Source organism: Arthrobacter sp. YC-RL1 (genome assembly GCF_001454985.1).
Classification (GTDB): domain Bacteria; phylum Actinomycetota; class Actinomycetes; order Actinomycetales; family Micrococcaceae; genus Glutamicibacter; species Glutamicibacter soli.
This window is the reverse complement of sequence record NZ_CP013297.1, coordinates 2,884,362-2,910,598: the sequence shown is the minus strand read 5'-3', so window position 1 is coordinate 2,910,598 and position 26,237 is coordinate 2,884,362. Positions and strand designations below refer to the sequence as shown.

Genomic DNA, 26,237 nt, shown 5'->3' with positions numbered 1-26,237 from the left:
CTAGAGCCCCATTTCTTCGGCGGTGCACAGGCCCATCTGCCACGGTGTGGCGGTGATCAGCCAGGTGCCGTTGACCTTCTTCAGTTCGAAGACGTCCTGCGATTCGTAGGATTCGAAGAACAACCCGCCTTCGCTCCCGTAGGCCATGGATACGGTAATGGTCGACGTCTGTTCGGTGGTGGCCTCGCGAACCAGGCTGACCTGTGCGATCTCACCCTCGCTGGAGTAGGGGTCGCAGACCTGCTTGTCGCCGCCGTCCTCGACAAGCTTCTGCGCCGCGGACAGGTCCGAGGACTGGAACGCGAGCACGTAGCGCTGGACCACCCCGGTAGGGGTGTCAGCATCGCGCAGCGGAGGGGCGGGGCGCAGGGAAACAACAATCAGGGCGGCTATAATCAAGCCCACACTGAGCGTTGCCAGGGCGATCAATGCGCCCTTCGCAGGCATAGAAATACTTGTCATAGCCTAATTTTCTACTACCGCGGATTGATAAACCAGTACTGTGACATTGCGGTTTGATCAAGATCTCACCACTGGATTTGCCCCCATGGGCGATAATGGAGTGGTGACGACCCTGACTGATGTGCAAAGCGAAACGCCGACCCTCAAGCTGCCCCCGCTGCAGCTGGGCAAACTCACCATCGAGACCCCGGTGGTGCTGGCCCCGATGGCCGGCGTGACCAACCGCGCCTTCCGCCGGCTGTGCCGCGAATACGGCGGCGGGCTGTATGTCACCGAGATGGTCACCGCCCGCGCGCTGGTCGAGCGCAACCCGGAATCCATGCGCATCATCTCCCATGACGACGACGAGGACATCCGCTCCATCCAGATCTACGGCGTGGATCCGGCCACCGTCGGCGCCGCCGTGCGCCTGGTGGTGGAAGAGGACCGCGCAGACCACATCGACTTGAACTTCGGCTGCCCAGTGCCCAAGGTAACCCGCAAGGGCGGCGGCTCGGCCCTGCCGTGGAAGACCGACCTGTTCACCTCGATCATCGAGGCGGCCACCCGCGAGGCGGCCAAGGGAGATGTCCCGCTGACCGTGAAGATCCGCACCGGCATCGACAACGACCACCAGACCTACCTGGAATCCGCCAAGATCGCCCGCGACCACGGCGCCGCCGCGGTGACCCTGCACGCGCGCACCGCGGGCCAGTACTACGCCGGCCACTCCGACTGGTCGGCCATCACCACCCTGCGCGAGGCCATGGACGACATGCCGGTGCTGGGCAACGGCGACATCTTCAGCGCCGAGGACGCCATCGAGATGGTGGAGCAGACCGGCGCCGCCGGCGTCATGGTCGGCCGCGGCTGCCAGGGCCGCCCGTGGATCTTCGGCGACCTGCAGGCGGCCTTCGAGGGTCGTGCCGACCGCATCCGCCCCGGCGTGCGCAAGGTCGCGGACACCGTGTACCGCCATGGCGAGCTGCTGGCCGAGTTCTTCGAGGACGAGGGCAAGGGCATGCGCGACATCCGTAAGCACATCGCCTGGTACTTCAAGGGCTACCCGGTGGGCGGGGAGATCCGCTCCCAGCTGGCCCAGGTCCCGTCCCTTGCGCGCCTGCGCGAACTGCTGGACCAGCTGGATTTGGACCTGCCGTACCCGGGCGAGGCCGCCGAAGGCACCCGTGGACGCGCCGGCCACCCCAAGAAGACCCACGTCCCTGACGGCTGGCTGGACACCCGCACCATGACCGATGCGCACCGCGAAATGATCAAGGCCGCCGAGCTGGACATCTCCGGCGGCTAGGCCGGCTTCTACGCCGACGGTGGATAACCCCGGCGGCCCGCCAATTAGTCACTAGACTTGGAGCTATGACTCAGATCCCCGGATACACCGATGCCGATGCGGAACGCTGGGTGCCCGAGCCGGCCAAGAAATCCTACCGCACCGCCTTCGAACGCGACCGCGCCCGCGTGCTGCACTCCTCGGCGCTGCGCCGGCTGAGCGCCAAGACCCAGGTGGTCGCCCCGACCCAGGACGACTTCGTGCGCAACCGGCTGACCCATTCCCTGGAGGTGGCCCAGGTGGGCCGCGAGCTGGGCGCCGCGCTGGGCTGCGATCCGGACGTGGTGGACACCGCCTGCCTGGCCCACGACCTGGGCCACCCGCCCTTCGGGCACAACGGCGAGAAGGCGCTGGACAAGCTGGCCGCTGGCATCGGCGGCTTTGAGGGCAATGCCCAGACCCTGCGGCTGCTGACCCGGCTGGAAACCAAGACCTTCAGGCACAACGGCCACTCGGCCGGGCTGAACCTCTCGCGCGCCTCGCTGGACGCTGCCTGCAAGTACCCGTGGCTGCGCGCCGACGCTCCGCAGGTCGACGGGAAACCCACCCGCAAGTTCGGGGTCTACGCGGATGACGCACCGGTCTTCGACTGGCTGCGCTCGGTGCCCGAGGCCCAAACCGGCGTGGTGTGCATGGAGGGCCAGGTCATGGACCTGGCCGATGACATCTCCTATTCGGTGCATGATGTGGAGGACGCCATCGTCGGCGGCAACCTGCAGCTGCGCTGGCTGAAGCAAGACGCTGCCCGTGCGCGGGCGCTGCAGGTCACCAAGGACTGGTACCTGCCCACCACCGCGGAAGAGGACATCGAGGCGGCGCTGCGCCGCCTGGAGCAGAGCCAGGAATGGGTGGCGCACTTCGACGGATCGCGCCGCTCCATGGCAGGGCTGAAGGACATGACCAGTCAGTTCATCGGGCGCTTCGCCGCGGCCGCGATGGACGCCACCCGCGCCCGCTACGGCACCGGGCACCTGACCCGCTACAACGCGAGCCTGATCGTCCCGGAAGCCACCGCGCACGAGATCGCGGTGATGAAGGGCATCGCCGCCAGCTACGTGATGACCTCTGAGGGGCGCCAGCCGCTCTACGAGGACCAGCGCACGCTGCTCTCGGAACTGGTCCAGCTGCTGATGGAGACCGGCCGGGACAACCTTGAGCCCATCTTCGCCGCGGACTGGGAGGACGCGGCGGATACGGACGCGCAGCTGCGCGTGGTGATCGACCAGGTTGCCTCGCTCACCGACGTGTCGGCCACCCAGTGGCACTCCTACCTGGTCAAGGGCGAGGCCCCGGACGCAACGCTATTTTAGAAGGGAATCATGGCAGGGCTGATCAAGCGCGAAGACATCGACGAGGTGCGCAACCGCACCGACCTGCGCGAGGTCGTCGAATCCTATGTCACGCTCAAATCCGCGGGCATCGGCTCCTTCAAGGGGCTGTGCCCGTTCCACGACGAGCGCAGCCCCTCCTTCCACATCCGCCCGCAGCTGGGCACCTTCCACTGCTTCGGCTGCGGGGAGTCGGGCGACGTCATCGCCTTCATCCAGAAGATGGACCACTCCTCGTTCACCGAGACCGTGGAGCTGCTGGCCGCCCGCATCAACTACGAGCTGCACTACGAGGACGGCGGCCCGGGCCCGCGCCGCGAGGACTACGGCAAGCGCCAGCGCCTGGTCGACGCGCACAAGGTCGCCGAGGAGTTCTTCCGCGCCCAGCTGGAAACCCAAGAGGGGGCCGCGGCGCGCGAGTTCCTCACCGGCCGCGGCTTCGACGAGCAGGCGGTGGCGCACTTCTCGGTGGGCTACGCGCCCAAGGGCTGGGACGGGCTGCTCAAGCACCTGCGCAGCCGCGGCTTCGTGGACGAGGAGCTGAAGCTCACCGGCATGTTCTCCGAGGGCAACCGCGGCATCTACGACCGCTTCCGCGGCCGGGTCATGTGGCCGATCCGCGACCTGTCGGGGGCGACCATCGGCTTCGGCGCGCGCAAGCTCTACGAGGACGACCAGGGCCCGAAGTACCTGAACACCCCGGAGACCCAGCTCTACAAGAAGTCCCAGGTGCTCTACGGGCTGGACCTGGCCAAGAAGCAGATCTCCAAGGGACGCCAGATCGTGGTGGTCGAGGGCTACACGGACGTCATGGCCTGCCACCTGGCCGGCATCACCACCGCGGTGGCCACCTGCGGCACCGCCTTCGGCACCGACCACATCAAGATCTCCCGCCGGCTGCTGCAGGACGACGGCACTGGCGGCGAGGTGATCTTCACCTTCGACGGCGACGCGGCCGGTCAGAAGGCGGCGCTGCGCGCCTTCGAGGAGGACCAGCGCTTCATCGCCCAGACCTACGTGTGCGTGGAGCCAACCGGCGCCGACCCCTGCGACCTGCGCCTGCACCGCGGGGACGAGGCGGTGCGCGAGCTCATCGAGAACAAGCGCCCGCTGTTCGAGTTCGCCATCCGCGCGGAGCTGAAGAAGTTCAACCTCGACACCGTGGAGGGGCGCGTCCAGGCGCTGCGCCAGACCGCGCCGATCGTCGCGGCGATCCGCGACTCGGCGATCCGCCCGGCCTACGCCCGCGAGCTGGCCGGCTGGCTGGGCATGAACAACGAGGACGTCAACCGGTCGGTGGCAGCGTCCATCAAACGGGCCAAGCTGCCGCGCAACGCCGCCGCGGCACAGCCCCCGGCACACGCCCAGGACCACGCGCCGGGAGCCCAGGCGGCGCCCGCCTTCGAGCGCCCGGACAGCCGCGACCCGGTGATGCGCCTTGAACGCCAGGCCCTGGAAGTTGTCATCCAGCAGCCGCAGCGCCTGGCGGATGAGCAGTGGCAGGCCTTCTACGAGGCGCGCTTCATGGCCCCTGCCCACGCCGCGGTGCATGACGGGATCGTGGCGGCCTCCACCGCGGGCGCCTCCGCCGCTTCCTGGGTGGAGGTCATCCGCGAGGAGGTGCCCGAGCAGCTGCGCAGTTTCGTCTCCGAGCTTGCGGTGACCATCATTCCGGCGCTGGACGAGCACAACCTGAATCGGTACTGCTCGGATATCATCAACGGATTGATTGAGCTTCAAATCACACATCGCAAGGCGGAGCTGATCGGCAAGCTGCAGCGCGCCGAGGTGGATCCGGACGGCAACGAATATTCCCAGATCAACAAGGAATTGATGGAGCTGGAGATGCGCCGGAGGATCCTTCGCGGAACCTAGCGCACCGATTTTGCATTCGGGAATACCTCGGGTAAAGTTATATCTCGTTGCAATCCTCCATAGCTCAATTGGCAGAGCATTCGACTGTTAATCGAAGGGTTACTGGTTCAAGTCCAGTTGGAGGAGCCAAGGAAAATCTCCCTGCCGTATCACACGGCTGGGAGATTTTTGTTTCCCCGGAAATCAGTGCTCCCAGAGCCTGCGCGATTCCAGGTACCAGAAGTAGGCGAACAGCCCGATCTGGAACCATTCAACGATGAACACCGCCTGCCGCACCCCCAGCCAGACGAGGACCGGCCAAGCGGCAAGGCCCGCTCCCATCAGCCAGAGGATCGCCGCGTAGTGGGTCCGCCGTCCACCGCTGGTGTCGCCGTCGCACAGGCCCCCGGTTCCCAGATGGCTGGCGATGGCCACAGCCATCGAGCACACCAGCAGGAACGCCGCGGTGATATGGACGCCGGCGAAGTGCGTTCCCTCGATAACCCGCCAGATGACCAGCAGCAAGAATGCTGCCAGCAGCAGCCCGCACAAAATCATCAAAAAGCGCCGCCGCGGCGTGCCCAGCAGGTCGGGGCTCGGCCAGCGCCGGGTCCGCCGGCCCAGATAGGCAAAGACCGCGGTGACGATGAGCACCGCGATGATGGCCACGCGCACGGACAGGACGGCGCGCGAACGCCCCGCCTCATCGAGCAGGGCCAGCGAGGCTTCGAAGCGGGTGGGAACCAGCGCGACGAACATGGCGTAGAACCCCGCCAGGTTCAGGGCCAGATCCTCCATCGGCGCGCCGGAATACACGACCAGCAGGATGCCGGTGGCGACCACCATGGCGACGAACAGGTCCCGGGCCGGTCCGAGGTAGTAGGAGCTGATCGAGTCCTCGATCCGGTGGTTCACCACCGCGTAGATGAGAATCGCGACGATCAGCAGCAGCGGCACGACCAGTAGCATCAGCCGCACGTAGCGCAGGGTCTCCAGTCCGTGGGGACGATCCGTCATGTTGCCCATAACCGCATTCTGCACCGGGGCGGCAGGCTCTGGCTAGGGGAAAGGGAGGGAATATCGAGTGGGGCCATTCTGTCGGTTGCCCTTGGAATGATGAATTCCAGGTCGTTCAAGACCTCGGCAGGCAGGAGGGCTGCACCTTCTGCCGCTGCTGAAACCCGGTGCGCCGAGCGCGCCATCATCACTCGAGGAATCATTCATGTCTGTTGGAAATCAGCTGGACCCTGGCCCCCAGATGCCGGCACCGGCACCCGCCCCTGTTGCGAAGTCGTCCGCCGGAAAGGGCCTGGGCGTCGCGGCCTTGGTCATCGGCATCGTTGCACTGTGCCTGTGCTGGGTGCCGATCGTCAACAACTTCGCCGCGGTGCTGGGCTTCATCGCCCTGGTCCTTGGCGTCATCTCGCTGATCATCGCGTCCAAGAAGAACGGCGGCAAGGGGCTGGGCATCGCCTCGACCGTCATCGCCGTCGTGTCCATCGTGCTGGTTTTCGCCACCCAGGCCGCCTACGTGAAGGCGCTGGACGAGCTGTCGGCCACCATCGAGGATGCCAGTGACGGCGAAGTCGCCGCGTCCGAGGAAGTGCTGGAACAGGCGCAGGATCCGGCCCAGGCTCTGGGCCTGGGGCAGTCTGCCGGCATCGGCGAATACACGGTCAGCGTGGATGCGGTGAACCTGGAAGCCGACAAGGAAATCGCCGCCGCGAATCCGTTCAACGAGAAGCCCGAGGGCCAGTACGTGCTGGTCGACCTCACCACCGAATTCAACGGTGCCGAGGAGGGCGACCCGTGGATCGACCTGACGGTCGAGCTGGTCGGCTCCGATTCGCGCATCTACAGCACCACAAGCAGCATGGCGGTGACTGAGCACCCGGCAACGGATGTGCCGACCCTGACCGCCGGGGGCGAAGGCTCCTACCAGCTGGCATTCGACGTGCCTGCCGCGGCGGTCGAGGACGCCAAGATCCGCGTGACCGAAACGCTGTCCTTCAAGGACGAGTCCGGCCTCTGGGCCACCAAGTAGTTCCAGCTCGCACGAACAGCCGCAGGATTGAATCCTGCGGCTGTTTGTTTTTGGCCGTATCGTCCGCCCGTGGCCTCAGCCGCGGGTCTTGCTCCTGAATACGAACAGGGAGACGACCCATGCCGCTGCGAGCAGGCCCAGCAGCCAGGCCACGGAGACCCCGATCGACGCATCCAGAGCGCCCCCGGTGAGCAGCGAACGCAGCGAATCGACGATGGCGGTGATCGGCTGGTTCTCGGCGAACCAGGCTACTGCGCTCGGCATGGAATCGGTGGGAACGAACGCCGAGCTGATGAACGGCAGCAGGATCAGCGGGTAGCTGAACGCGCTGGCCCCGTCCACGGTCTTGGCGCTGAGCCCGGCGATAACCGCGATCCACGTCAAGGCCAGGGTTGTGAGCAGCAGCAGGGCCGCGGCGGCCAGCCAGTCCAGGACTGAGGCCCGGGGCCGGAAGCCGGCCAGGAAGGCCACGCCGATGACCAGCAGCAAGGAGACGGCGTTGGCCGCCAGCGAGGTCAGCACATGGCCCCATAGCATGCTCGAGCGGGAGATGGGCAGCGAGCGGAGCCTGAGCATCATGCCCTCGGACATGTCCAGGAACAGCCGGTAGGAGGTGTACGCGACGCCCGAGGCGATGGTGATGGCCAGGATTCCGGGCAGCATGTAGTTCACGTAGGATTCGCTGCTTCCGGTGTTGATCGCCCCGCCGAAGACGAAAACGAACAGCAGCATCATGGCAATCGGGGTGATCGCGGTGGTGATGATGGTGTCGGGGCTGCGCAGGATGTGGCGCAGCGAGCGCCCGGTGAGTATGCGGGTGTCGTGCAGCGCGGCGATGCTCATGATCAGGCTCCTTCCGTGGCGCCGGCGGAGCCGACGAGGTTCAGGAAGATGTCTTCCAGCGTCGGTTCCTTGAGAACGTGTTCGATCGTGGCCGGCGGCAGCAGCTTGCGCAGATCGGCCAGGGTGCCTTCCTGGATGATGGTGCCGTCGTGCAGGATGGCGATCCGGTCCGCCAGCTGTTCGGCCTCGTCCAGGTATTGGGTGGTCAGCAGCACGGTGGTCCCGGAAGCCGCCAGCTCGCGGATGATGTTCCACATCTGGATCCGGGACTGCGGGTCAAGGCCGGTGGTCGGCTCATCCAGCAGCACCAGCGGGGCGCCTCCGACCAGGCCCATGGCCAGGTCAAGCCGCCGGCGCATGCCGCCTGAGTAGGTCGAGGGCCGGCGGGCGCCGGCTTCGGTGAGGTCGAAGCGTTCGAGCAGCGCGTCGGCTGCCCGCTCCGGGTCCGGATCCCGGCGCAGCCTGGCAAGCAGGATCAAGTTTTCCCGGCCGGTGAGCACGCCATCGATGGCGGCGAACTGTCCGGTCAGGCTCAACGACTCGCGCACCTGGCGGGGCTGGGCCGCGGTGTCGAAGCCGTTGACCAGCACCTGCCCGGCGTCGGCGGACAGCAGCGTGCTGATGATCTGGACCAGCGTGGTCTTGCCGGCTCCATTGGACCCCAGCAGCGCGTAGATGCTTCCGGCGGGCACTGCCAGGTCCACCCCGCGCAGCACGTGCAGGTCCTTGTAGGACTTGCGCAGCCCGTGGACCTCGATTGCCTGCATGGCTACTGCCCTTCTTCCTTCCGTTCGGCCTGGTCGATTGCCTCGATCAGCCGGGTGCGTTCCTTGTCGATCCAGCGCTGGCCTCCGTAGGCCGCGGTGAATTCCTCGGCGAATTCCACCGGGTTCTCACCGACGATGTCGCGTACCGGAGTGCCGGCCGCGGCGGCATCCTCGAAGAGCTCGGCCAGGTCTCCGAGCATGGCGACCAGGATGTCTCCGTCGGTGACTCCGCCCTGGTAGAGGAAGTAGCGCTGCAGCGCGGCGGCAGTTTCCTTGTACGGGGAGGCCAGTGCCTCCAGCCGCGCGACGTTGCGCTTGTACTGCTTTTTCTGTTCCAGGGATCCGGTCATCATTTCGATCCATTTGGCTGCCATGATTCAGTGTCCTTTACTTTCGTGGGGGAGGTTGTCGATGCGGCTGACCAGCTCGTTCCAGGTGGACCAGAAGTCCCTGAGCTGGGCCCTGCCTGCATCGTTGAGGGTGAAGACCTTGCGCGGCGGCCCCTTGGCGGAGGGGACCTTGTCCACCGCGACGAGCTTCTTGGTTTCGATGCGGATCAGCAGTGCGTAGATGGTGCCTTCGGCGATGTCGGTGAAGCCGCGTTCGCGCAGTTCAGCGGTGATCTCGTAACCGTACGCGGGGCGTTCAGCGAGGATCGAGAGGACAATGCCTTCAAGGGTGCCTTTCAGCATTTCGGTCATCTGTGTTCCCATGGCATCTCCTGTCTACTTAGCGATGTTGAGTACAGGTAGATAGTAGAACTCAGTAGTAGTAGTTAGCAACACTTAGTAGTGAAGTTTTTTCCAGTTCAGGGCAATCGCGGTTCCCACATGGAATTGGGCGCGCACAAATTTTCCGGTCGGAAGACCCCGACAACTAACTAGGCTGGGAACCATGGACGATGCAGCAAGATGGCGGTTGATTGATGAGGAACGCCAGCGCCTGGACAACGTGCTGGCGGCGCTTCAGCCCGGGCAATGGGAGCTGCCGACGCTGTGCGAGGACTGGGACGTGCAGCACGTGGTCGCGCACCTCAGCGCGGCGGGGTCCACCGCGACCCCGGGGTGGCTGGTGAACATGGCACGCTCGGGGTTCAACACCGACCGGCACAACACGCGGCTGCTGGCCGGCCAGCTGGGGCGGGACTTCTCCGAAACCTTGGCGCGCTATCGCCTGGCCCGCACCCGCCGCATCGCCCCGTTGGGCTCCAGCCAGGGTTTGCTCGGCGAGGTGCTGGTGCACGGGCAGGACATTGCCCGGCCCAACAACCTGGCTTTGGAGCCATCGGCCCCGGCGGTGCGGGAGGTCGCAGAGTTTTTCGCAGCCAAGGATTTCGCGGTGAACAGCAAGGGCCTGGTCAAGGGGCTGGCCCTGGTTGCGCTGGACAATGATTTCGCCACCGGGGCCGGCCCTGAAGTGCGCGGAAGCCTGCTGGATCTGGTGATGGCAATGGCCGGGCGGCGCGAAGCCTGCCCCCGGCTCGAGGGCGACGGAGCCGCCGCCCTCGCCGCCCGCATCGGGTAGGGCGCCGCAGCGGAACACAGCATGGTCCCGGCGTGGCGCCCGTAGAGAAGAAAGGGCTACTTCATGGCAACGAGCGCCGAAGCCAACGGGTTCTCCAACTCTCCGGCATACAGCAGTCCGCCGGACTGGTCCGCAAGATTCAGCATCTGCTGGTTGTTGCGCAGCTGGAGGCGGTTCAGGCAGGAGAGCGGGAATGCTTGAACGAACAGCCCCAACCGGTCGAAGTCCTCGGCGAATAACGGGTACGCGCTGCGGTAGCCCAGCAGGCGCTGGCAGACGATGGGCCAGAAGTCGTCCTCGCCCAGCACCTCTTCGGCATCCAGCAGCGGCGCGAGGAAGCGGAAGAACGAATCGAAGACATCGGTGAAGATCGACAGCACCGGGTCGCCGCCGGTGCGTACCCGGCGAATCTCTTCGGGCAGTTCAACCCTGTCCGAGAGCACCGCAATCTCCTCGCCCAGGTCCTTGAGCAGCACCCGCTGCACCGCCCCGTCCTTGAGCACCAGGATGACGTTCTCGCCATGCGGCATGAACACCAGGTCATAGGCGGCCAGGCAGTGGACCAGGGGAACCAGATACGCGTCAAGGTAGGCGGCCAACCACTGCTCGGGGTCCAGGCCGCTGCTGCGGATCAAGGCCGCGGCGAAAGACCGGCCCTGGTCATCGACGTGCAGCAGGCTTGCCATGGTGGCCAGGCGCTCGCCGTCGGCCAGCGCGCCGATAGGGGATTCCCGCCACAGGGCTGCAAGCATCTTGCGCTGCGCCGCCGAAGCGTCGGTGGCTGCCTCGAACTGGGGGTTGCGGTATCCCACCGCGGCGACTTCGCGCAGCAGCGCCACCGGCTGGGTGGAAAGCACCGCGTCCTTCTCGAAAAGCTCGCCCAGCCATTGGTTGATCGCCGGGGTGGCCTTCATGTATTCGGCGCTCAGGCCCCGCATGAAGCCCATGTTGAGGATCGACATGGCTGTCTTCACGTAGTGCCGTTGCGGGGCATCGACGTTGAAGAAGGTGCGGATGGACTGCTGCGGCTGGTAGTGATCCGCGCTGGCGCCCAGCCAGATCAGCTTCCGGGCGGCGATGTCGTTCGCAAAGGTGATGGACAGCCTGTTCTCCCACTGCCATGGGTGCACCGGCATCAGGATGTAGTCCGCTGCGGTGTCGCCGGTGTCGCCGGTGTCGCGGAGTGCGCGCTCCAGCACCCCCTCCAGCCGTGCGCGTTCGCCCGGGTCCAGTTCATCGGCCAGCAGGCCATCGTAGTCCAAGGTGTCGATCGAGCTGAAATGCGCCCGCGAACGGTGGGCCGCGACCCAGCCCAAGGGCAGTGCCGTTCCCGTCTCCGGGGCGTAGCGCAGGTAGTCTGCGCGGCCCAATCCCATGCGCCCGTTGTTGGCGACGAAGCATGGATGTCCTTCGATCATAGCCGCTTCGATCCGCTGGAACGACTGCGCTGCAGTGCCGGCGAACTGCGCCAGCTGCGCGCTGGAGTGCGAGGCCTGCAACTGCTTGTAGCAGTGGCTGCTGAGCGTCGAGGAGAGCTCTTCCAGGTAGGTGGGCAGCTGCGCTTCGCTCAGGGTGAGCTCCTGGCGGTAGAGCGTGACGAAATCGAGCACGTCGACCCCGGCCGGCTGCCAGGAACCGTCAGCGAAGCGTTCGTGGATGATCGAGGACGGCTGCACCAGCCAGTGGTTCATCCGGTACCGCCCGGCGGTGAACCGGTAGCGGTGCCCGTCCTTGTGCAGGCTGTACCACTGCTCGCCGTGCTCTGCCGGTTCCAGCAGCCGTTCATGGCTGAATTCGCCCAGCGCCTTGGCCAGCACATGGCGGTTGGCGCGTTCCCAGCGCTCGGGGGACAGCACGGTACCGGTCAGTACCGCGCCGGTGGCCTGTTCGAATTCAGCGCGGGTGATGATCGACAGCAGCGCATGCTTGGTGCCGCCGTCCGCCTCGGTCAGCCGCACCGGGCCAACGGGCCTGAAGCCCACCCTGGCATTGAGCGCATGGATCGACTTGTTGCGCAGGTCCGGTTCGACGATGATCCGCTGCACCCGCGGATCGTCGAAGCCCTGCTGCACGGCGGCGGCCAGGGCACGGTAGGTGAACCCCGCTTCGGGTGCGGTGGCGGCCGGGGCCAGGAAATGCAGACCGAGATCGCCGGGAATGTGGCGGTAGGCACCGGCCAGCGGGGACTCCAGCGGATCGTAGAGTTCCACCAGGAAGCGGGGATCCTGGTGCTCCAGTCCCAGCAGCACTTGGTAGCGCGGCGTGTCCAGCAGCTGCGCGTAGGCCGACTCCACCTGTGCAGCGGTGGCGTGGCGCATTCCCCAGAACGCGGCGTGCTCGGTGGCGATCCAGGAATGCAGCAGCTGCGTGTCGTGCGGCAGGCTGACGGTACGGAATTCAAAAGTCATGGGTGCTCCTAGGCGTGGGTGGCCGTTGCGGTGGGCAGGGTGTCGAGGGACGCGGCGCCGAAGCGCTGGAAGGCGATGCGTTCTTCCACCGGGTAGGCGGTGCTCCTGGTGATCCGGTTGAGCAGCACCGAATTGCGGTAGGCGCCCATCCCCAGATCGGGGGCGGTGAACCCGTGGGTGTGCAGCTCGGCGTTCTGCACGAAAATGTCTTCACCGATCCCGTACTCCCGGTCAACGTCCAGCCGTCCGTCGGGCAGGGTGTTGATCCGAGAGCTGATTCCGGTCAGGAAATCGGGCAGCTGGCTCTTGTAGCCGGTGGCCATCACCAGCTCGTCGGTGACGAAAGACAAATCCTGCGCCGTGCGTTCGTGGCGCAGCTTCACGGCCAGGCCTTCGGGCCGCAGCTGGATGTCGGTGGCGGCGCACCCGGTGCGCAAATGGACGTCGGGGCGGCCGGCCACGCTGCGTTCGTAGAGCTCGTCGTAGATCTCGTTAACCAGGTCCGCGTTGATGCCCTTGTAGAGCCCCTTTTGTTCGGCGGCCAGCTGGTCGCGCGACTCCTGGGGCAGCGCATGGAAATGGTCGATGTATTCCGGCGAAGTCATCTCCAAGGTCAGCTTGGTGTATTCCAGCGGGAAGTAGCGTTCCGAACGGGTCGCCCAGATGAGGTGGTCTTCGTCCGGCAGGTTGCGCAGCAGGTCCAGGAAGATCTCGGCCGCGCTCTGCCCGCTGCCCAGCACGGTGGTCACGTGCGGGCGTGCCGTGCGCGGCTGCAGCAGGCGGTCGCGATGGCTCAGGTAATCGCTCGAATGGACGGCGCGGGCCGCGGCGCCCTCGCCGAGCACCGGCGGGAGGTAGGGCTGGGAACCGGTGCCGAGCACCAGCTTGTCGCAGCTGAATTCGTCAACGCCCCCGGCGCTGAGCACGGAGAGGCGGTAGCTGCCCGCGGAGTGCTCGACCGCCAGCACCCGGTGGCCCAGGTGGACGCTGGCCAGTTCCCCGGCGGCCCAGGCGAGGTAGGCGCTGTACTCGGAGCGCAGGGCATAGAAGTCTTCGCGGATGTAGAACGGGTAGATGCGGCCCTGCTGCTTGAGGTAGTTCAGGAACGAGAACCGGCTGGTAGGATCCGCCATGGTAACCAGATCGGCCATGAAGGGGACCTGGAGGTGGGTCCCGGGCAGCATCATGCCCGGGTGCCAGCTGATAGTTTCCCGGGCTTCGAAAACGGCCAGGCTCAGCTGGTCCAGCGGTTCGGCCAGCGCTGCCAGACCGAGGTTGAAGGGGCCGGCCCCGATGGCAATGACGTCAAAATGCTTCACAGTGATACTCCAGCTTCGAAATCGGAAAGTACTTCGCGTCCTGCCTTGCAGATGGCATCGAGGATGGCGCTGATATCGGACAGGGACGTGTTCGGGTTCAACAAGGTGAGCTTGAGCAGGCGCTCGCCGTCGTGGGTGGTGGCGGCGATCATGGCTTCGCCGGAGGCATAGAGCCGGTGGCGGATCTGGTCGGCGAGCTGGTTCTTCTGCGCCTGCGACAAGGAAAGATGCGGTGGGTTGAAGGCGAAGACCAGCGTGCTCAGCTGCACCGGGGCGGCCAGCCGCAGCTCGTCGCGCAGGGCCACCTCGCGCTCGGCCATCTCCGCCAGCTCGATCACCTGGTCGAACATGGATCCCAGCCGGTCTGCGCCCAGCGTGCGCAGCGTCGTCCACAGCTTCAGGGCATCGAAGCGGCGCGTGGTCTGCAGGGACTTGTCCACCTGATTGGCGCTGCCAGCGGCTTCGGAGCGCGGATTGAGGTACTCGGCGTAATGGGCGATGCAACCGAAATCCCGGCCGCGGGCCAAAATGAGCGCGCTGGATCCGATGGGCTGGAAGAACGACTTGTGGTAGTCCACCGTCACGGAGTCCGCGGATTCGATGCCGGCCAGACGGCTGCGGTGGTGCCGGGAGATCAGCAAGCCGCACCCGTAGGCGGCGTCGACATGCAGCCAGGTTCCGTGCTCCGAGGCGATGCGCCGCAGTTCGAGCAGTGGATCGATGGCGCCGAAGTCGGTGGTGCCGGCCGTTGCGCTGATGCTCATCGGCTGCAGCCCCGCCTGCAGATCCGCATCGATCTGCCGGCGCAGGGCGGCTGGATCCATGCGGTGCAGGCAGTCGGTGGGAATCGCTACGGCTGCCTCGCTGCCCAGGCCGAGCAGCATGGCGGCATCACGGATGGAGAAATGGGCATCGGCAGAGCAGTAGATCCGGAGCCTCGACAGGCGGTGGGGCAGCGGACCGTCCAGCTTGGAGGCCGCGATGTTCCGGGAGATCAGCATGGCTTGGAGGTTTGATTGGGTGCCGCCGGAGGTGAAGATCCCATCCGCGCCCTGGACATCGAAGCCGATGAGCCCGGCGGTCCAGTCCACGAGCTTGCGTTCGATCAAGGTTGCCCCGGCGCTTTGATCGAAGGTGTCCATCGACGTATTCACGCTGGTGACCACTGCCTCGATGGCTGCCGCGGGGATAGCCACGGGGCAGTTCAGATGGGCGGCGTAACGGGTGTCGTGGAAGTAGATCGCATCGCGCAAGTAGAGATGCTGGATTTCCTCCAAGGCCTCGGTGAGATTGCCCAGCGGGCTGTTCAGGTCAACCGCCTCGATGGCCGGCCGGAGTTGATCTGGGGTTGCGCCGGTGGCGGGGGAGGCCACGGTGGATAGCTGCGCGGCCACATGGCTCACTACGCGGGCGGTCTCGGTTTCGAATTGCGCCGCGGTCTGCGCGCATAACAGCGAGCTGTCGCCGGGCGGCGAATCGACGGTGACTCTTTGCATGGAAGGCATTGGCGTACCCATGTGTATGCTCCTCAGCTTGGCGGATATGTATGGTCAGGCTTACCTAACGAAAACTATTAACAACATAGGATAATTAGTTAATGCAAACCGGGTAACTCGAATAGAAAGTTTCGTGACGCAGGGGTCGTTGGCCAGCATTCTGTGGTATGGGAGCAGGTTTCTCACCCGTTTGACTTGGTGGTTTCAGTGCTCCGTGCGCCCGACTCGGCGCCGGTAACGGAGTGTTTTCCGCCGAATCGGTCAACTTGAAACTTTGAGCTAATCGATCGACATGCATGAGAGGGTAAAAATGGCACCTTGACTGGTAAGTTTCAGTAACCAAAGGAGGGTCCGCATGCCTGATCTGCACAAGTCGCAACGAATGCTGCTGCGCTCGAATGCTGCGGACGCCGCTGGCAGAAATCTTGGTGATTTCACCGTGGAACTGCTCTTCATTTCCACGTTGGCAGCCGACGCCTTCGACATGGGTCTGCTCAACGCCCTGGGAACGCTGGCGTTCGTGGCGGCCACGCTCCCAGCGGGATATTTGGTCGATCGGCTCGGGCCATTGCGGGTTCTGCGGCTTGGTCTCGGAGCCAAAGTCGCGCTCATGGTGTGCCTGCTGATCCTCAGCGCCGCCGGGGCGCTGAGCGTCGCGCTGGGGCTGGTCTTGGCGACACTTCTGGGCTTCTGCAACGTTTTCAGCGAAACATCCCAAGCGGCCGCCGCCCCGGCGCTGGCCGATGAGCGGACATCGATGGCCAGGCTCATTGCGCGGCTGGCCGCCGCCGACCAGGCCTTGAGCATCATCATTCCTGCAGCTGCGGGAACGCTGTTCGCGCTTTTGGGCGCTCCGCCGTTGCTGGCTGCCGCCGCAGCCCTGCTGCTCGCGGCCTTCGGCACCTCGTGCGCGGTCCGGGGGAAGACAGCTACGCGTCCAACCGAGACTGAATCCGTGGGAAGCGCTTCGCGACAGGGGGCCTTCCCCGCCGGTTTGCGATACGTGTGGGACAGCCCGGTACTCAAGGCGCTGACCTTGAGCGTCGCGTTCTCCAATTTGGGACTGGCGATCGGCTCCGCCGTCGAAGGACTTTTTATCATCAATGAGCTGGGGCTGGGCGCTGCAGGGTTCGGCCTGTATGCGGCGCTGGGCGGGCTCTCCGGGCTGGCAGGTGCCCTGCTGGCACCGCGGTTGGCCGAAAAGTTTACGCCACGCGAGCTCGCCTTGCCGACCATCGCTGGACAAATTGTCTTATCGGGGGTGGTGCTTGCCGCCGGATTCGCTGCGCCGCCGCTGGCCATCATTCTGCTCGTGGTACATGCCGCAGGATGGGGCGTGCTCATCTTGGTGTTCAATGTGTCAATGGCAACGTGGGTGGCTGAGATTACCCCGGAACAGCTGCTGGGGCGCGTGACCAGCGCACGTCGTTTGTTCACCTTCGGCGTCGTGCCGCTCGGAGGCCTGCTCGGTGGAGGGATCGGCGCGGTCTTCGGAATTCGCGCGGCCTTGGGCGCCTGGGTACTGGCGAACGTCCTGGGATTGGTTTGCTACCTGTCGCTCGCCATGGCGGGCCGGCGTGCGCAGGATCCGTCTGTCGATGAAGAAGTCCCCGAACCGTAGCGGATAGGCTTAACTTCCCATACGCTGCCAACGACAAAGGCGACTCACCTCGTGAAACTCGTGATCGATGCCCGATATACCCGCATTACCCACCACGATGGGATCAGCCGTTTCACGGCAGGGCTGATCGCGGCGGCCTCCGAGCTGGCCGAGGTCACGATGCTGGTCAACGATCCGAGGCAACTGCCGATGCTGCCGGACGTGCCCTACTTGAAGGTGTCATCCCCAACCAGCGCACTGGAGCCGCTGGTGGCGTTGCAGGTCAACAAGCTGAACCCCGACGTCGTGTTCTCGCCGATGCAGACCATGGGAACCTTCGGTCGCAAATACCCGGTAATCCTGACCCTGCATGACCTGATCTATTATTCGCATCCCCATGCCCCGAAATTTCTGCCGGCTCCGATCCGGCTCGGCTGGTTCCTCTTCCACCAGGTGTATTGGCCGCAGCGCTGGCTCCTGAATCGGGCGGATGCGGTGGCCACGGTCTCCAATACGACAGCCTCCCTGATGCGCAAGCACAACCTGACGCGCAAGCACATTGGATTGGTCTCGAATGCGCCCAGTGGAACCTTCGCTCGGCGCTCGGAAACTGCCGAGCCCAAGAAGACCCTGCTGTACATGGGTTCATTCATGGAATACAAAAACGTCGAGACGCTGCTTGCCGGCATGGAATTCTTGCCCGACTTCGAACTGCACCTGCTGAGCGGAATCGCAGAGCAGCGCCGCAGCGAACTTGAGCAACAGATGCCCGAGGGGGCAAAGGTCATCTTCCATAACGGCGTCAGCGACCAGGAATACGAAGAGCTCTTGGGAGAATGCACCGCCTTGGTGACCTTGTCGCGTGAAGAGGGCTATGGGCTGCCGCTGGTTGAAGCCATGAGCATGGGAACTCCGGTGGTCGCCACCGACATGCCGATCTTCCGGGAGGTCGCGGATGATGCAGCCCTCTTTGCCGCACCAGACGACCCCCGAGGTTTTGCGGACCAAGTGCGCCGGTTGGCAGATCATGAGACTTGGAGCCGGTATTCGCGACTCGCGGTGCTGCGCGCAGAAAATTATTCCTGGGAGCGCTCTGCCCGCCAGTTGATCGAGCTCGCGGAATATGCTTCAAATCACAGGGCAAAGTTGAGGGGGAGCGCGGGAAAAGCTTTCCGATCCAAGCGGTGAAACCCGGAAATTCAAGGCGAAAATACCCATCGGGCGCGGGGGCGCCGCCGATTTGAAAACCCGGCTTGGCCAGTGATAAAGTATATCTCGTTGCAATCCTCCATAGCTCAATTGGCAGAGCATTCGACTGTTAATCGAAGGGTTACTGGTTCAAGTCCAGTTGGAGGAGCGAAATAGACCTCCCAATCGCCTGTGGTGATTGGGAGGTTTCTCTTTTTCGTAGACAGAAGTGCTCAGGTACTGGTCAGGGCACGCACAAATTTTTGCATCGCTTATAGTCAGCCGGTTTCAGGCGATAGACTTTCGAACGAGAACAGATACACCCGTGGCATGAGATCGAGCCATGAGTATTACGCCTGAAGACTGAGTCGCCCGCGACAACTGGAGTGCTAGCGTGAGTACTACCGGTTATCCGGCGATCAAGAATATGGAGAAACCATGTCTGAAGCTGAATCGACGCAGACTGATGAAAGTCTGAAGTCGAGCGTCAAGAGTGCCAAAGCGCAAGTTGAAGGCCTCAAGGAACTTGTTCCGCAGCAGATCTCGGACGAACTCAAGCTCGCGACAACCTTGCTCAAAAGCAAGGGCATCAGCCTGGGCATGGCCGGCGCCATGGCAGGCGCGGCCTTGGTCCTCGTCCTGCTTTTCGGCATTGCCGCCGTGGTCACGTTGATCAACGTACTGGCAATTTGGCTCCCCGGCTGGGCAGCAGCGCTGATCTTGGCCGGATTCTTCCTGATCCTTGCCGCAATTCTGGGACTCGTCGGATACCGCAAGATCAAGAAGGCCATGCCGCTCAAGCCTGAAGCAGCGATCCGCGGCATCCGCCACGATATCGGTGTTCTCAAGGACGGCAGCAACTTCGACGTCAGCACCTTGGACGAACCGCTGAAGAAGAAGTCCGAAGACGCCGAAGGCAAGGACTCCAAGCCCAGCGAGCCGAAGCCTCCGGCACCAAGCGCCGACGAGCTCATCCTGCGCACGAAGCGGCGCCGCCGCCAGATCCAGGCCCTGCGCGACAACCTCGGCGAAAGCATCCAGGTTCCGTTGGCCAAGGTCGACAAGGTGCGCCACTTCGCTGAGAGCACCGGTGAGCGCGTCAGCAATGCCGCCGCTAAGGCACGCAGCTTCGTTCGCCCGTCATCCACTGCCGGTGAAGACCTATCGGAGTCCGACAGAGCCGCTGCAGAACGCATGGAAAAAGCCAAACCTCTCGTCGTAGCAGCAGGATCGGCAACCGCCTTGGCGGTTGTGATCCGCAAGCTCTTCAAGCGCTCCTAGGCTTTGATGCCCAGGGCGGACACGCAACGCCTCGCGGCATGAAAACAACAAGGCCAGAAAGGCACTGACATGGTTTGGATCGCTATTACAGCGGCTCTATGCAGTGCCTTTTGCCTTGCCTTCGGTGCGCATTTCCAGGCCATGGCCGTGCGCAATTCAGTGGGCGGGCTCGACCTGAAGATCGGGAACATCAGCAAGCTCGTGTCCAACGGACGCTGGATGAGCGGATTGCTCCTGATGGTCCTGGGCATGGCGCTGAATGTCTTCGCACTGGCGAACGCTCCGCTGACGGTCGTGCAGCCGATCGGCGCCATCGCCTTGGTCATCACCGCCTTGGTCAATGCCAGGGAATCCGACCTGACGATGAACCGGCCCACGGTACTGGCAATCGCCAGTTGCATGGTCGGCTCGGTGGGCTTCGTGCTCATGGCCATCATGGTGACGAATACCAACCAGAGCATGACGCAGGCCGAAGCCCACCTGATCGAATTCATCCTCGCCTGCGTGGTGGTTGCGGTGGCCCTGTGCACCGTGCTGTTCCACAAAAAGCTCGGGGCCTTCTTCTACATCGCCGGTGCTGGAATCCTGTTCGGGTTCGTCGCCGTGCTGGTACGCATGATTGCCGTGGCAGTCCTGGATCTGGGGGACTCCAGCCTGTCCAAGCTGCCGTGGCTCGCCGGACTCTCCGTGGTCGTCGCAGGCTTGATCGGCTCGTATTTCGTGCAGAAGGCCTACTCCAAGGGGCCTCCTGATCTGGTCATCGCGGGACTGACCGTCATCGACCCGATCATCGGCATTGCCATCGGCGTGATCATCCTCGGAGAGCTCCGGCCGGATGTTCCGGTATTGATCTCGCTGGCCATGCTGGTTGCCGGCATTTTGGCAATCATCGGCGTGGTGGCCCTGTCCAGGCACCATCCCGACGTCATCGAACGGCGGGCCAAGCATGCAGCGCAGGGCAGGAAGAGCCCGCAGGGCGAACAAGAATAGCAGTGCTTCGCAGCACGCAATGGAATCTGTACATGTTGAACGACAAAGGATGCTTGTGGCCGAGGATAAACCGCTGACCATCGTCATCGCCGCCGATACCTACCCGCCGGATGTCAACGGCGCCGCCATGTTCTGCTACCGCCTGGCTACGGCCATGCACGAACGCGGACACCGGGTCCACGTTTTGGCCGCGCGCGGCGAGTCCGGCCGGACCTACACCGAGGTTCGCGACGAGGCCATCGTCCACCGGCTGAAGTCGCACTCCGTGCCGACCCACGATTATTTCCGCATCGTTTTCCCGTGGGAGGTCAATCGGCAGATCGATAAGCTGCTGGCGGAGATCAAGCCTGACGTAGTGCATGCGCAAAGCCATTACATGATCGGCCAGCACACCATCGCCTGGGCGCGGAAGAACAAGGTCCGCTCCATCGCGACGAATCACTTCATGCCCGAGAACCTGGATCCATTCCTCCCGTTCCCGGTCTGGTTCAAGAAGATCGTCGCGCACAACTCGTGGCGGGACATGGGAAAGATCTTCGGCCGCGCCGAAGCCGTCACCACACCGACGCCACTGGCCGCGAAGGCCATGCGCGAACGAGCCCGGCTCAAGGACGTCCTTCCGCTGTCCAACGGGATCGAGGTCGGGAACTACGAACTGGCTGCAGGGGAGACCGTCTCCAAGAACGCGGAGCCGACCATTCTCTTCGCAGGCCGCCTGGCCGTGGAAAAGAACATCAACGAGTTGATTGAAGCACTGCCGCTGATGCACTCGGTGCCGAACGCGATTCTCGAGATTGTCGGAGGCGGAGAGCAGCGCAAGAACCTGGAACGCATCGCGGCCGAGCAGAAGGTCAGCGACAGGGTGCGATTCCTGGGCCATGTATCGGACGAGGAATTGCGCAAGGCCTACCTGCGCTGCGACGTGTTCTGCCAGCCGGGCACCGCAGAACTGCAGTCGCTGGTGACCTTGGAGGCGCTGTCCGCGTCCAAGCCCGTGGTGCTGGCCAACGCCATGGCCCTGCCGCACCTGGTAGATGAGGGCGTCAACGGCTACATGTTCACTCCGGGCGACCGGCAAGACCTTGCAAAGAAGCTGGAGAAGGTCCTGCAGCTCGACGAAGCTGGCCGGGCCAAGCTGGGCAAGGCTGGGCACCGCAAGGTGCTGAACCATGCGCAGGAGAAAACAATGAATGCCTTTGAAGCCCTGTACCGCGGACACAAGGTGACCATGCACTAATTGGGTTCGGGCCCGTGCGCCGAATCGGCGTTTGGGCTGGTGATGCCCTAGAATATTTCGAGTGTGCTTCCCCTGAAACTTCAGGAAAGCTCGCGGATGGGGAGTTAGCTCAGTTGGTTAGAGCAGGGGACTCATAATCCCTTGGTCGTCGGTTCAAGTCCGTCACTCCCTACATATCGGGTCGCCCGGTGATCTGCGCCAGCAGATCGCCGGGCGATTTTTCGGTTTCAAGTCTTCAGTGAATTGCCTGCAGTCCTGTTGAAACGGCGCAAGCCTAATGCAAAGGCAACAGGATCGATGGCCGCAGATCCCTGATAAGCAGCGCCGGATCAATGTATTCGCCATCGAGTCGGACACCCCAGTGCAGGCAACGCTTCGAGCAATGCGCTCCGGTGGCCACGGTTCCGACGTTGTCTCCCGCCTCGATCCAGGTGCCGACCGCGAGCTCGCTGCTGACAGGTTCCAGGCTGGTGACAAAACCAGAGCCGTGGTCGATCACAAGCACTGGTCGGTCCACGACCGTGGAACGGAACGCGACCTTTCCCCGGTGGGGTGCCAGCACGCTTGTGTCCTCGGCTGCCCGCAGGTCCACACCGCGGTGCCCGGCGAGCCATTTCTGTTCGGGCTTGTCGAACGGGGTCAGGATTGCCGGCTCGCCGGCCAGCGGCCATTGCCATCCCGGGCGGGCGGCGGCTGTGGGCAAGGAACCTTGTGCGGCCGTGTTGCCAGATGTGCCCGCGGCAGTCAGCATGATGCCCAAAATCAGCAGTTGGATCAGTGCGAGTACTCGAAGGGGTTTCATGGATCCACCCTGCGATGCCCCGGGCCGACCAGTGTTGGATTCACCGCTGATTGTGGGCAGCGCGGTGGGCGCTAGATCACCTTGCTCTCGGGCGAAGCGGCCCCTGGGGGTGTAGTACACTGAAAAGTGCAGTTTTCTGTCAGAGGTGTGTCCAAAATCGGATGCTCCGGGCAGGAAATTGACTTCGCGCATGAAGTTCTTCCTCGCGCAAGCGGGGAAGCCGGCCGTTCCAGTGGTCCGAGAGAATCGGTGGACGGCGTGCGGAATGCCAAGCATTCCGGGGTTCATGCCAGGGCGGATGTTCACAATGTACATCTGCAACAACCCAAACAACTAGGGCAGTTACCGCGGGCGTTCGTGCGCCCGGTCCGCTACTGCTGAAAGGAGTTGCGACATGCCAGTCGTAACCATGCGAGAGCTGCTGAACAGCGGCGTACACTTCGGCCACCAGACCCGTCGCTGGAACCCGAAGATGAAGCGTTTCATCCTGACCGAGCGCAACGGCATCTACATCATCGACCTGCAGCAGTCGCTGTCGTTCATCGACCGCGCCTACGACTTCGTCAAGCAGACCGTTGCACACGGCGGCTCGGTGCTGTTCGTCGGCACCAAGAAGCAGGCTCAGGAAGCAATTGCCGAGCAGGCTAACCGCGTTGGCCAGCCATACGTGAACCAGCGTTGGCTCGGCGGTATGCTGACCAACTTCCAGACCGTCTCCAAGCGCGTTCAGCGCATGAAGGAACTGGAAGAGATCAACTTCGACGACGTTGCCGGTTCGGGCCACACCAAGAAGGAACTGCTGCTGCTGAAGCGCGAGCTGACCAAGCTGCAGAACAACCTCGGTGGTATCCGCAACCTGACCCGCACCCCGTCGGCTATCTGGATCGTTGACACCAAGAAGGAACACCTGGCAATCGACGAAGCTCAGAAGCTGGGCATCCCTGTCGTCGCCATCCTGGACACCAACTGCGATCCTGACGAAGTCACCTACCCGATCCCGGGTAACGACGACGCCATCCGCTCCGTCAACCTGCTGACCCGCGTTGTTGCCGACGCAGTGGCAGAGGGCCTGATTGCCAAGAACAACAAGGCTGCAGGCAAGACCGAGGGCGCCGCTGAGCCACTGGCTGAGTGGGAGCGCGAGCTGCTCGAGGGCGAGAAGGCCAAGGCCGAGGCTGCTGCCGAGACCGAGGCTCCAGAAGCCAAGTAGTCACTTCCGTGACTTCTGGAGTTTCCCTTTAGGCACTAGCGTGCTGTGAAGGGAAACTCCACACTCTTGTGGGACGGGTTGGGTATCCGACCCGTCCCACGGGCAAACTAACTTGAAACTCCTAGCTGAATGGGATTGCACGTGGCAAACTACACCGCTGCTGATATCAAGGCACTGCGCGAGCGCACCGGCGCCGGCATGATGGACGTTAAGAAGGCTCTGGACGAGGCCAACGGCGACGCCGAGAAGGCCATCGAGATCATCCGCGTCAAGGGCCTGAAGGGCGCTACCAAGCGCGAAGGCCGTTCGACCGCCGAGGGCCTGGTTGCCGCCAAGGTCGAGGGCAAGGCCGGCGTCATGATCGAGATCAACTGCGAGACCGACTTCGTTGCCAAGAACGACAAGTTCATCACCCTGGCCAACAAGGTCCTGGACGCAGCTGTCGCCTCGGGCGCAGCCGACGTCGAGACCCTGCTGGCTTTCGAGGTTGACGGCAAGACCGTTGGCGACACCGTCATCGAAGAGGGCGCAATCCTCGGCGAGAAGGTTGTTGTCCGCCGCGTAGCACGCGTTGAGGGCGAGCACGTTGCTGCTTACCTGCACAAGACCAGCAAGGACCTGCCCGCCCAGGTTGGCGTGCTGCTGGCTGTCGACTCCGCTTCGGAAGCTGCTGCTGCCGTGGCCCACGACGTTGCAGTGCACACCGCCGCAATGGCACCGACCTACCTGACCCGCGACGAGGTTCCAGCAGACAAGGTTGCCGACGAGCGCCGCATCGCTGACGAGACCGCTCGCGCCGAAGGCAAGCCAGAGGCCGCCCTGACCAAGATCGTTGAAGGCCGCCTGACCGGCTTCTTCAAGGAGCTTGTCCTGGTTGACCAGGCTTTCGCCAAGGATGCCAAGAAGTCCGTTGGTTCGGTTCTCGAAGAGGCCGGCACCAAGGCTGAGGCCTTCGCTCGTTTCCGCGTAGGCGCCTAAGCTTCACCGCTGAAGGCAATCGCACGAAATGTGTTCGCGGCCGCTAGCCGGCCGCACTAGAGAAAAGGGAGGTGGGCACCGAGCATACACTCGGTGACTCGCCTCCCTTTTCTCGAGCCCGGATCTCAAGGTAGCTTGGGACTCGGGATGATCCCCTCACCACAGAATTACCAACTGCAGGAGTTAGACCCCATGTCAACCAGCCCAGAAACCAAGCGTCGCCGCGTACTGCTCAAGCTCTCAGGAGAAGTTTTCGGCGGCGGCAAGGTGGGCGTCGACCCGAAGACCGTGCGCGGCATCGCCGAGCAGATTGCCCAGACTGTGGGCGAGGTCGAGGTGGCGATCGTCGTCGGCGGCGGCAACTTCTTCCGCGGCGCCGAGCTGTCGGCTTCGGGCATGGACCGCTCCCGCGCAGACTACATGGGTATGCTCGGCACCGTGATGAACTGCCTGGCCCTGCAGGACTTCCTGGAGCAGTGCGGCGTCGAGACCCGCGTGCAGTCGGCCATCGCCATGGCCCAGGTCGCGGAGAACTACATCCCGCGCCGCGCAATCCGCCACATGGAAAAGGACCGCGTGGTCATCTTCGGCGCCGGCGCCGGCCTGCCGTACTTCTCCACCGACACCGTCGCGGCCCAGCGCGCCCTGGAAGTCGACGCCGACGAGGTGCTGATGGCCAAGTCGGGCGTGGACGGCGTGTATACCGCCGATCCGAAGACCGACCCGACCGCCACCAAGCTCGACACGCTGACCTACACCGAGGCGCTGGTCAAGAACATCCGCGTGATGGACCAGACTGCCATGACCATGTGCCAGGACAACAAGCTGGACATGCTGGTCTTCGGCATGGAAGGTGAGGGCAATGTCACCCGCGCCATCCGCGGCGAGCGAATCGGCACCACCGTCACCGCATAAGCGGTGAACGTGGCATAGGATTGTTCTAGATTTATTTTCCCTTGGTGGAAACAGCAATGAGTACTTGAGGAGTACCGGTGATTGACGAAACCCTGGCGGAGACCGCCGAAAAGATGGACCGCACCATTGAGGCCGCGAAGGAAGACTTCGCCACGATCCGCACCGGCCGTGCACACCCTGGCATGTACTCGAAGGTCATGGTGGACTACTACGGCTCGCCGACCCCGCTGCAGCAGCTGGCTTCCTTCGCCGTGCCAGAGGCCCGCACCATCACCATCACCCCGTTCGACGTGACCGCCCTGCGCGAGATCGAAAAGGCGCTGGGTGATCCAGAGGTCGGCGCCAACCCGTCGAGCGACGGCAAGATGATCCGCGTGACCCTTCCGGTGCTGACCGAGGAGCGCCGCAAGGAGTACGTCAAGCTGGCCCGCGCCAAGGGCGAGGATGCCCGCGTTGCACTGCGAAACCTGCGCCGCAAGGCCAAGGACGCCATCGACAAGTTCGTCAAGGACGGCGAGATCGGCGAGGACGAGGGCAACCGCGGTGAAAAGGACCTGGACGCACTGACCAAGAAGCACGTTGACGCAGTCGACGAGATTCTGAAGAACAAAGAAGCCGAGCTGCTGGAAGTCTAATGCCAGGCTCGACAGATCACACTGAGGGC

Annotated in this window: 24 protein-coding genes and 3 tRNA genes; 17 read left to right on the top strand and 10 right to left on the bottom strand. The window is 63.9% G+C overall.

Going from position 1 to position 26,237, the window contains the following annotated elements; translation table 11 throughout:
- On the bottom strand, positions 1–462 hold the full coding sequence (locus tag ATC04_RS13490) for a hypothetical protein (protein WP_047118573.1): 462 nt from the start codon (positions 460–462) through the stop codon (positions 1–3).
- Between the two features lie 103 nt (positions 463–565).
- On the opposite strand from ATC04_RS13490, the gene dusB reads away from it, so the two are divergent.
- The 4 genes from dusB (at position 566) to ATC04_RS13470 (ending at position 5,121) form a co-directional block, all read left to right on the top strand.
- On the top strand, positions 566–1,750 hold the full coding sequence (dusB, locus tag ATC04_RS13485) for a tRNA dihydrouridine synthase DusB (protein ID WP_113606695.1): 1,185 nt from the start codon (positions 566–568) through the stop codon (positions 1,748–1,750).
- Between the two features lie 65 nt (positions 1,751–1,815).
- The gene (locus ATC04_RS13480) at positions 1,816–3,099 is read left to right on the top strand and encodes a deoxyguanosinetriphosphate triphosphohydrolase (RefSeq protein ID WP_047118574.1); all 1,284 of its coding nucleotides are present in this window, start codon (positions 1,816–1,818) and stop codon (positions 3,097–3,099) included.
- 9 nt (positions 3,100–3,108) lie between these two features.
- Positions 3,109–4,992 carry a DNA primase gene (dnaG, locus tag ATC04_RS13475; protein ID WP_047118575.1) on the top strand — a complete coding sequence of 628 codons (1,884 nt, stop codon included), beginning with the start codon at positions 3,109–3,111 and terminating at the stop codon, positions 4,990–4,992.
- Positions 4,993–5,045: 53 nt separating this feature from the next.
- A tRNA-Asn gene (locus tag ATC04_RS13470) sits at positions 5,046–5,121 on the top strand.
- Positions 5,122–5,175: 54 nt separating this feature from the next.
- On the opposite strand, the gene ATC04_RS13465 is transcribed toward ATC04_RS13470, so the two are convergent.
- A complete protein-coding gene (locus ATC04_RS13465) occupies positions 5,176–5,997 on the bottom strand; it encodes a hypothetical protein (RefSeq protein WP_047118253.1) in 822 nt (273 codons plus the stop codon).
- Positions 5,998–6,193: 196 nt separating this feature from the next.
- On the opposite strand from ATC04_RS13465, the gene ATC04_RS13460 reads away from it, so the two are divergent.
- On the top strand, positions 6,194–7,015 hold the full coding sequence (locus ATC04_RS13460) for a DUF4190 domain-containing protein (RefSeq protein WP_152666773.1): 822 nt from the start codon (positions 6,194–6,196) through the stop codon (positions 7,013–7,015).
- Between the two features lie 75 nt (positions 7,016–7,090).
- Here the strand turns inward: ATC04_RS13460 and ATC04_RS13455 are convergent, their stop codons facing one another.
- From ATC04_RS13455 to ATC04_RS13440, 4 genes are read right to left on the bottom strand one after another with little or no spacing between them, the layout of a single operon-like run.
- Entirely contained in the window at positions 7,091–7,858 is a 768-nt protein-coding gene (locus ATC04_RS13455) for an ABC transporter permease (protein WP_047118254.1), read from the bottom strand.
- A 2-nt stretch (positions 7,859–7,860) separates the two neighbouring features.
- Entirely contained in the window at positions 7,861–8,625 is a 765-nt protein-coding gene (locus ATC04_RS13450; protein ID WP_047118255.1) for an ABC transporter ATP-binding protein, read from the bottom strand.
- A 2-nt stretch (positions 8,626–8,627) separates the two neighbouring features.
- Positions 8,628–8,999, bottom strand: coding sequence for a DUF1048 domain-containing protein (locus ATC04_RS13445; protein ID WP_047118256.1), 372 nt, complete (start codon positions 8,997–8,999; stop codon positions 8,628–8,630).
- A gap of 3 nt (positions 9,000–9,002) precedes the next feature.
- Entirely contained in the window at positions 9,003–9,338 is a 336-nt protein-coding gene (locus ATC04_RS13440) for a PadR family transcriptional regulator (protein ID WP_047118257.1), read from the bottom strand.
- A 181-nt stretch (positions 9,339–9,519) separates the two neighbouring features.
- On the opposite strand from ATC04_RS13440, the gene ATC04_RS13435 reads away from it, so the two are divergent.
- Entirely contained in the window at positions 9,520–10,149 is a 630-nt protein-coding gene (locus tag ATC04_RS13435; RefSeq protein ID WP_047118258.1) for a maleylpyruvate isomerase family mycothiol-dependent enzyme, read from the top strand.
- Positions 10,150–10,205: 56 nt separating this feature from the next.
- Here the strand turns inward: ATC04_RS13435 and ATC04_RS13430 are convergent, their stop codons facing one another.
- Genes ATC04_RS13430 through ATC04_RS13420 form a run of 3 tightly spaced genes read right to left on the bottom strand, consistent with a single transcriptional unit; the run spans position 10,206 to position 15,393 of the window.
- Complete coding sequence (locus ATC04_RS13430) at positions 10,206–12,557, bottom strand: GNAT family N-acetyltransferase (protein WP_047118259.1); 2,352 nt, start codon at positions 12,555–12,557, stop codon at positions 10,206–10,208.
- 8 nt (positions 12,558–12,565) lie between these two features.
- Positions 12,566–13,876 carry a SidA/IucD/PvdA family monooxygenase gene (locus ATC04_RS13425; RefSeq protein ID WP_231735982.1) on the bottom strand — a complete coding sequence of 437 codons (1,311 nt, stop codon included), beginning with the start codon at positions 13,874–13,876 and terminating at the stop codon, positions 12,566–12,568.
- Entirely contained in the window at positions 13,873–15,393 is a 1,521-nt protein-coding gene (locus ATC04_RS13420) for an aspartate aminotransferase family protein (protein ID WP_052772237.1), read from the bottom strand. The genes ATC04_RS13425 and ATC04_RS13420 overlap by 4 nt, the downstream gene beginning before the upstream one ends.
- A gap of 334 nt (positions 15,394–15,727) precedes the next feature.
- Here ATC04_RS13420 and ATC04_RS13415 point away from each other — a divergent pair, with 334 nt between their 5' ends.
- The 7 genes from ATC04_RS13415 (at position 15,728) to ATC04_RS13385 (ending at position 21,840) form a co-directional block, all read left to right on the top strand.
- Positions 15,728–16,993, top strand: coding sequence for an MFS transporter (locus ATC04_RS13415; RefSeq protein WP_047118260.1), 1,266 nt, complete (start codon positions 15,728–15,730; stop codon positions 16,991–16,993).
- A 51-nt stretch (positions 16,994–17,044) separates the two neighbouring features.
- On the top strand, positions 17,045–18,160 hold the full coding sequence (locus ATC04_RS13410; protein WP_047118261.1) for a glycosyltransferase family 1 protein: 1,116 nt from the start codon (positions 17,045–17,047) through the stop codon (positions 18,158–18,160).
- Positions 18,161–18,256: 96 nt separating this feature from the next.
- Positions 18,257–18,329: transfer RNA gene (locus ATC04_RS13405), tRNA-Asn, on the top strand.
- Positions 18,330–18,598: 269 nt separating this feature from the next.
- Positions 18,599–19,441 carry a phage holin family protein gene (locus ATC04_RS13400; protein ID WP_052772603.1) on the top strand — a complete coding sequence of 281 codons (843 nt, stop codon included), beginning with the start codon at positions 18,599–18,601 and terminating at the stop codon, positions 19,439–19,441.
- A 69-nt stretch (positions 19,442–19,510) separates the two neighbouring features.
- Complete coding sequence (locus tag ATC04_RS13395) at positions 19,511–20,431, top strand: DMT family transporter (protein ID WP_047121033.1); 921 nt, start codon at positions 19,511–19,513, stop codon at positions 20,429–20,431.
- Between the two features lie 49 nt (positions 20,432–20,480).
- Positions 20,481–21,668, top strand: coding sequence for a glycosyltransferase (locus ATC04_RS13390; RefSeq protein WP_047121034.1), 1,188 nt, complete (start codon positions 20,481–20,483; stop codon positions 21,666–21,668).
- A gap of 98 nt (positions 21,669–21,766) precedes the next feature.
- Positions 21,767–21,840 (top strand) — tRNA-Ile (locus tag ATC04_RS13385).
- Positions 21,841–21,942: 102 nt separating this feature from the next.
- On the opposite strand, the gene ATC04_RS13380 is transcribed toward ATC04_RS13385, so the two are convergent.
- Positions 21,943–22,662, bottom strand: a complete 720-nt coding sequence (locus ATC04_RS13380; protein ID WP_231735981.1) for a M23 family metallopeptidase — start codon at positions 22,660–22,662, stop codon at positions 21,943–21,945.
- A gap of 202 nt (positions 22,663–22,864) precedes the next feature.
- Between ATC04_RS13380 and rpsB the strand changes: the two genes are divergently transcribed.
- The 4 genes from rpsB to frr all read left to right on the top strand — a co-directional run bounded on the left by rpsB (position 22,865) and on the right by frr (position 26,208).
- Complete coding sequence (gene rpsB / locus ATC04_RS13375) at positions 22,865–23,680, top strand: 30S ribosomal protein S2 (protein WP_047121036.1); 816 nt, start codon at positions 22,865–22,867, stop codon at positions 23,678–23,680.
- A gap of 141 nt (positions 23,681–23,821) precedes the next feature.
- Positions 23,822–24,658: a translation elongation factor Ts gene (gene tsf / locus ATC04_RS13370; protein ID WP_047121193.1), complete on the top strand. Its 837-nt coding sequence runs from the start codon at positions 23,822–23,824 to the stop codon at positions 24,656–24,658.
- Between the two features lie 192 nt (positions 24,659–24,850).
- Positions 24,851–25,573 carry a UMP kinase gene (gene pyrH / locus ATC04_RS13365; protein ID WP_047121037.1) on the top strand — a complete coding sequence of 241 codons (723 nt, stop codon included), beginning with the start codon at positions 24,851–24,853 and terminating at the stop codon, positions 25,571–25,573.
- A 77-nt stretch (positions 25,574–25,650) separates the two neighbouring features.
- Positions 25,651–26,208: a ribosome recycling factor gene (frr, locus tag ATC04_RS13360; RefSeq protein ID WP_047121038.1), complete on the top strand. Its 558-nt coding sequence runs from the start codon at positions 25,651–25,653 to the stop codon at positions 26,206–26,208.
- Positions 26,209–26,237: the final 29 nt, after the last annotated feature.

Excerpts from the sequence above, each read along its gene's own strand:
- ATC04_RS13395 (WP_047121033.1), top strand. The coding sequence starts at position 19,511 with ATGGTTTGGATCGCTATTACAGCGGCTCTATGCAGTGCCTTTTGCCTT.
- dnaG (WP_047118575.1), top strand. The coding sequence starts at position 3,109 with ATGGCAGGGCTGATCAAGCGCGAAGACATCGACGAGGTGCGCAACCGC.
- ATC04_RS13435 (WP_047118258.1), top strand. The coding sequence starts at position 9,520 with ATGGACGATGCAGCAAGATGGCGGTTGATTGATGAGGAACGCCAGCGC.
- pyrH (WP_047121037.1), top strand. The coding sequence starts at position 24,851 with ATGTCAACCAGCCCAGAAACCAAGCGTCGCCGCGTACTGCTCAAGCTC.
- ATC04_RS13390 (WP_047121034.1), top strand. The coding sequence starts at position 20,481 with ATGCTTGTGGCCGAGGATAAACCGCTGACCATCGTCATCGCCGCCGAT.
- ATC04_RS13445 (WP_047118256.1), bottom strand. The coding sequence starts at position 8,999 with ATGGCAGCCAAATGGATCGAAATGATGACCGGATCCCTGGAACAGAAA.
- ATC04_RS13440 (WP_047118257.1), bottom strand. The coding sequence starts at position 9,338 with ATGGGAACACAGATGACCGAAATGCTGAAAGGCACCCTTGAAGGCATT.
- ATC04_RS13465 (WP_047118253.1), bottom strand. The coding sequence starts at position 5,997 with ATGGGCAACATGACGGATCGTCCCCACGGACTGGAGACCCTGCGCTAC.
- ATC04_RS13480 (WP_047118574.1), top strand. The coding sequence starts at position 1,816 with ATGACTCAGATCCCCGGATACACCGATGCCGATGCGGAACGCTGGGTG.
- ATC04_RS13490 (WP_047118573.1), bottom strand. The coding sequence starts at position 462 with ATGACAAGTATTTCTATGCCTGCGAAGGGCGCATTGATCGCCCTGGCA.
- ATC04_RS13450 (WP_047118255.1), bottom strand. The coding sequence starts at position 8,625 with ATGCAGGCAATCGAGGTCCACGGGCTGCGCAAGTCCTACAAGGACCTG.
- ATC04_RS13455 (WP_047118254.1), bottom strand. The coding sequence starts at position 7,858 with ATGAGCATCGCCGCGCTGCACGACACCCGCATACTCACCGGGCGCTCG.
- rpsB (WP_047121036.1), top strand. The coding sequence starts at position 22,865 with ATGCCAGTCGTAACCATGCGAGAGCTGCTGAACAGCGGCGTACACTTC.
- ATC04_RS13430 (WP_047118259.1), bottom strand. The coding sequence starts at position 12,557 with ATGACTTTTGAATTCCGTACCGTCAGCCTGCCGCACGACACGCAGCTG.
- ATC04_RS13460 (WP_152666773.1), top strand. The coding sequence starts at position 6,194 with ATGTCTGTTGGAAATCAGCTGGACCCTGGCCCCCAGATGCCGGCACCG.
- ATC04_RS13420 (WP_052772237.1), bottom strand. The coding sequence starts at position 15,393 with ATGGGTACGCCAATGCCTTCCATGCAAAGAGTCACCGTCGATTCGCCG.
- ATC04_RS13415 (WP_047118260.1), top strand. The coding sequence starts at position 15,728 with ATGCCTGATCTGCACAAGTCGCAACGAATGCTGCTGCGCTCGAATGCT.
- ATC04_RS13400 (WP_052772603.1), top strand. The coding sequence starts at position 18,599 with ATGTCTGAAGCTGAATCGACGCAGACTGATGAAAGTCTGAAGTCGAGC.
- ATC04_RS13380 (WP_231735981.1), bottom strand. The coding sequence starts at position 22,662 with ATGCGCGAAGTCAATTTCCTGCCCGGAGCATCCGATTTTGGACACACC.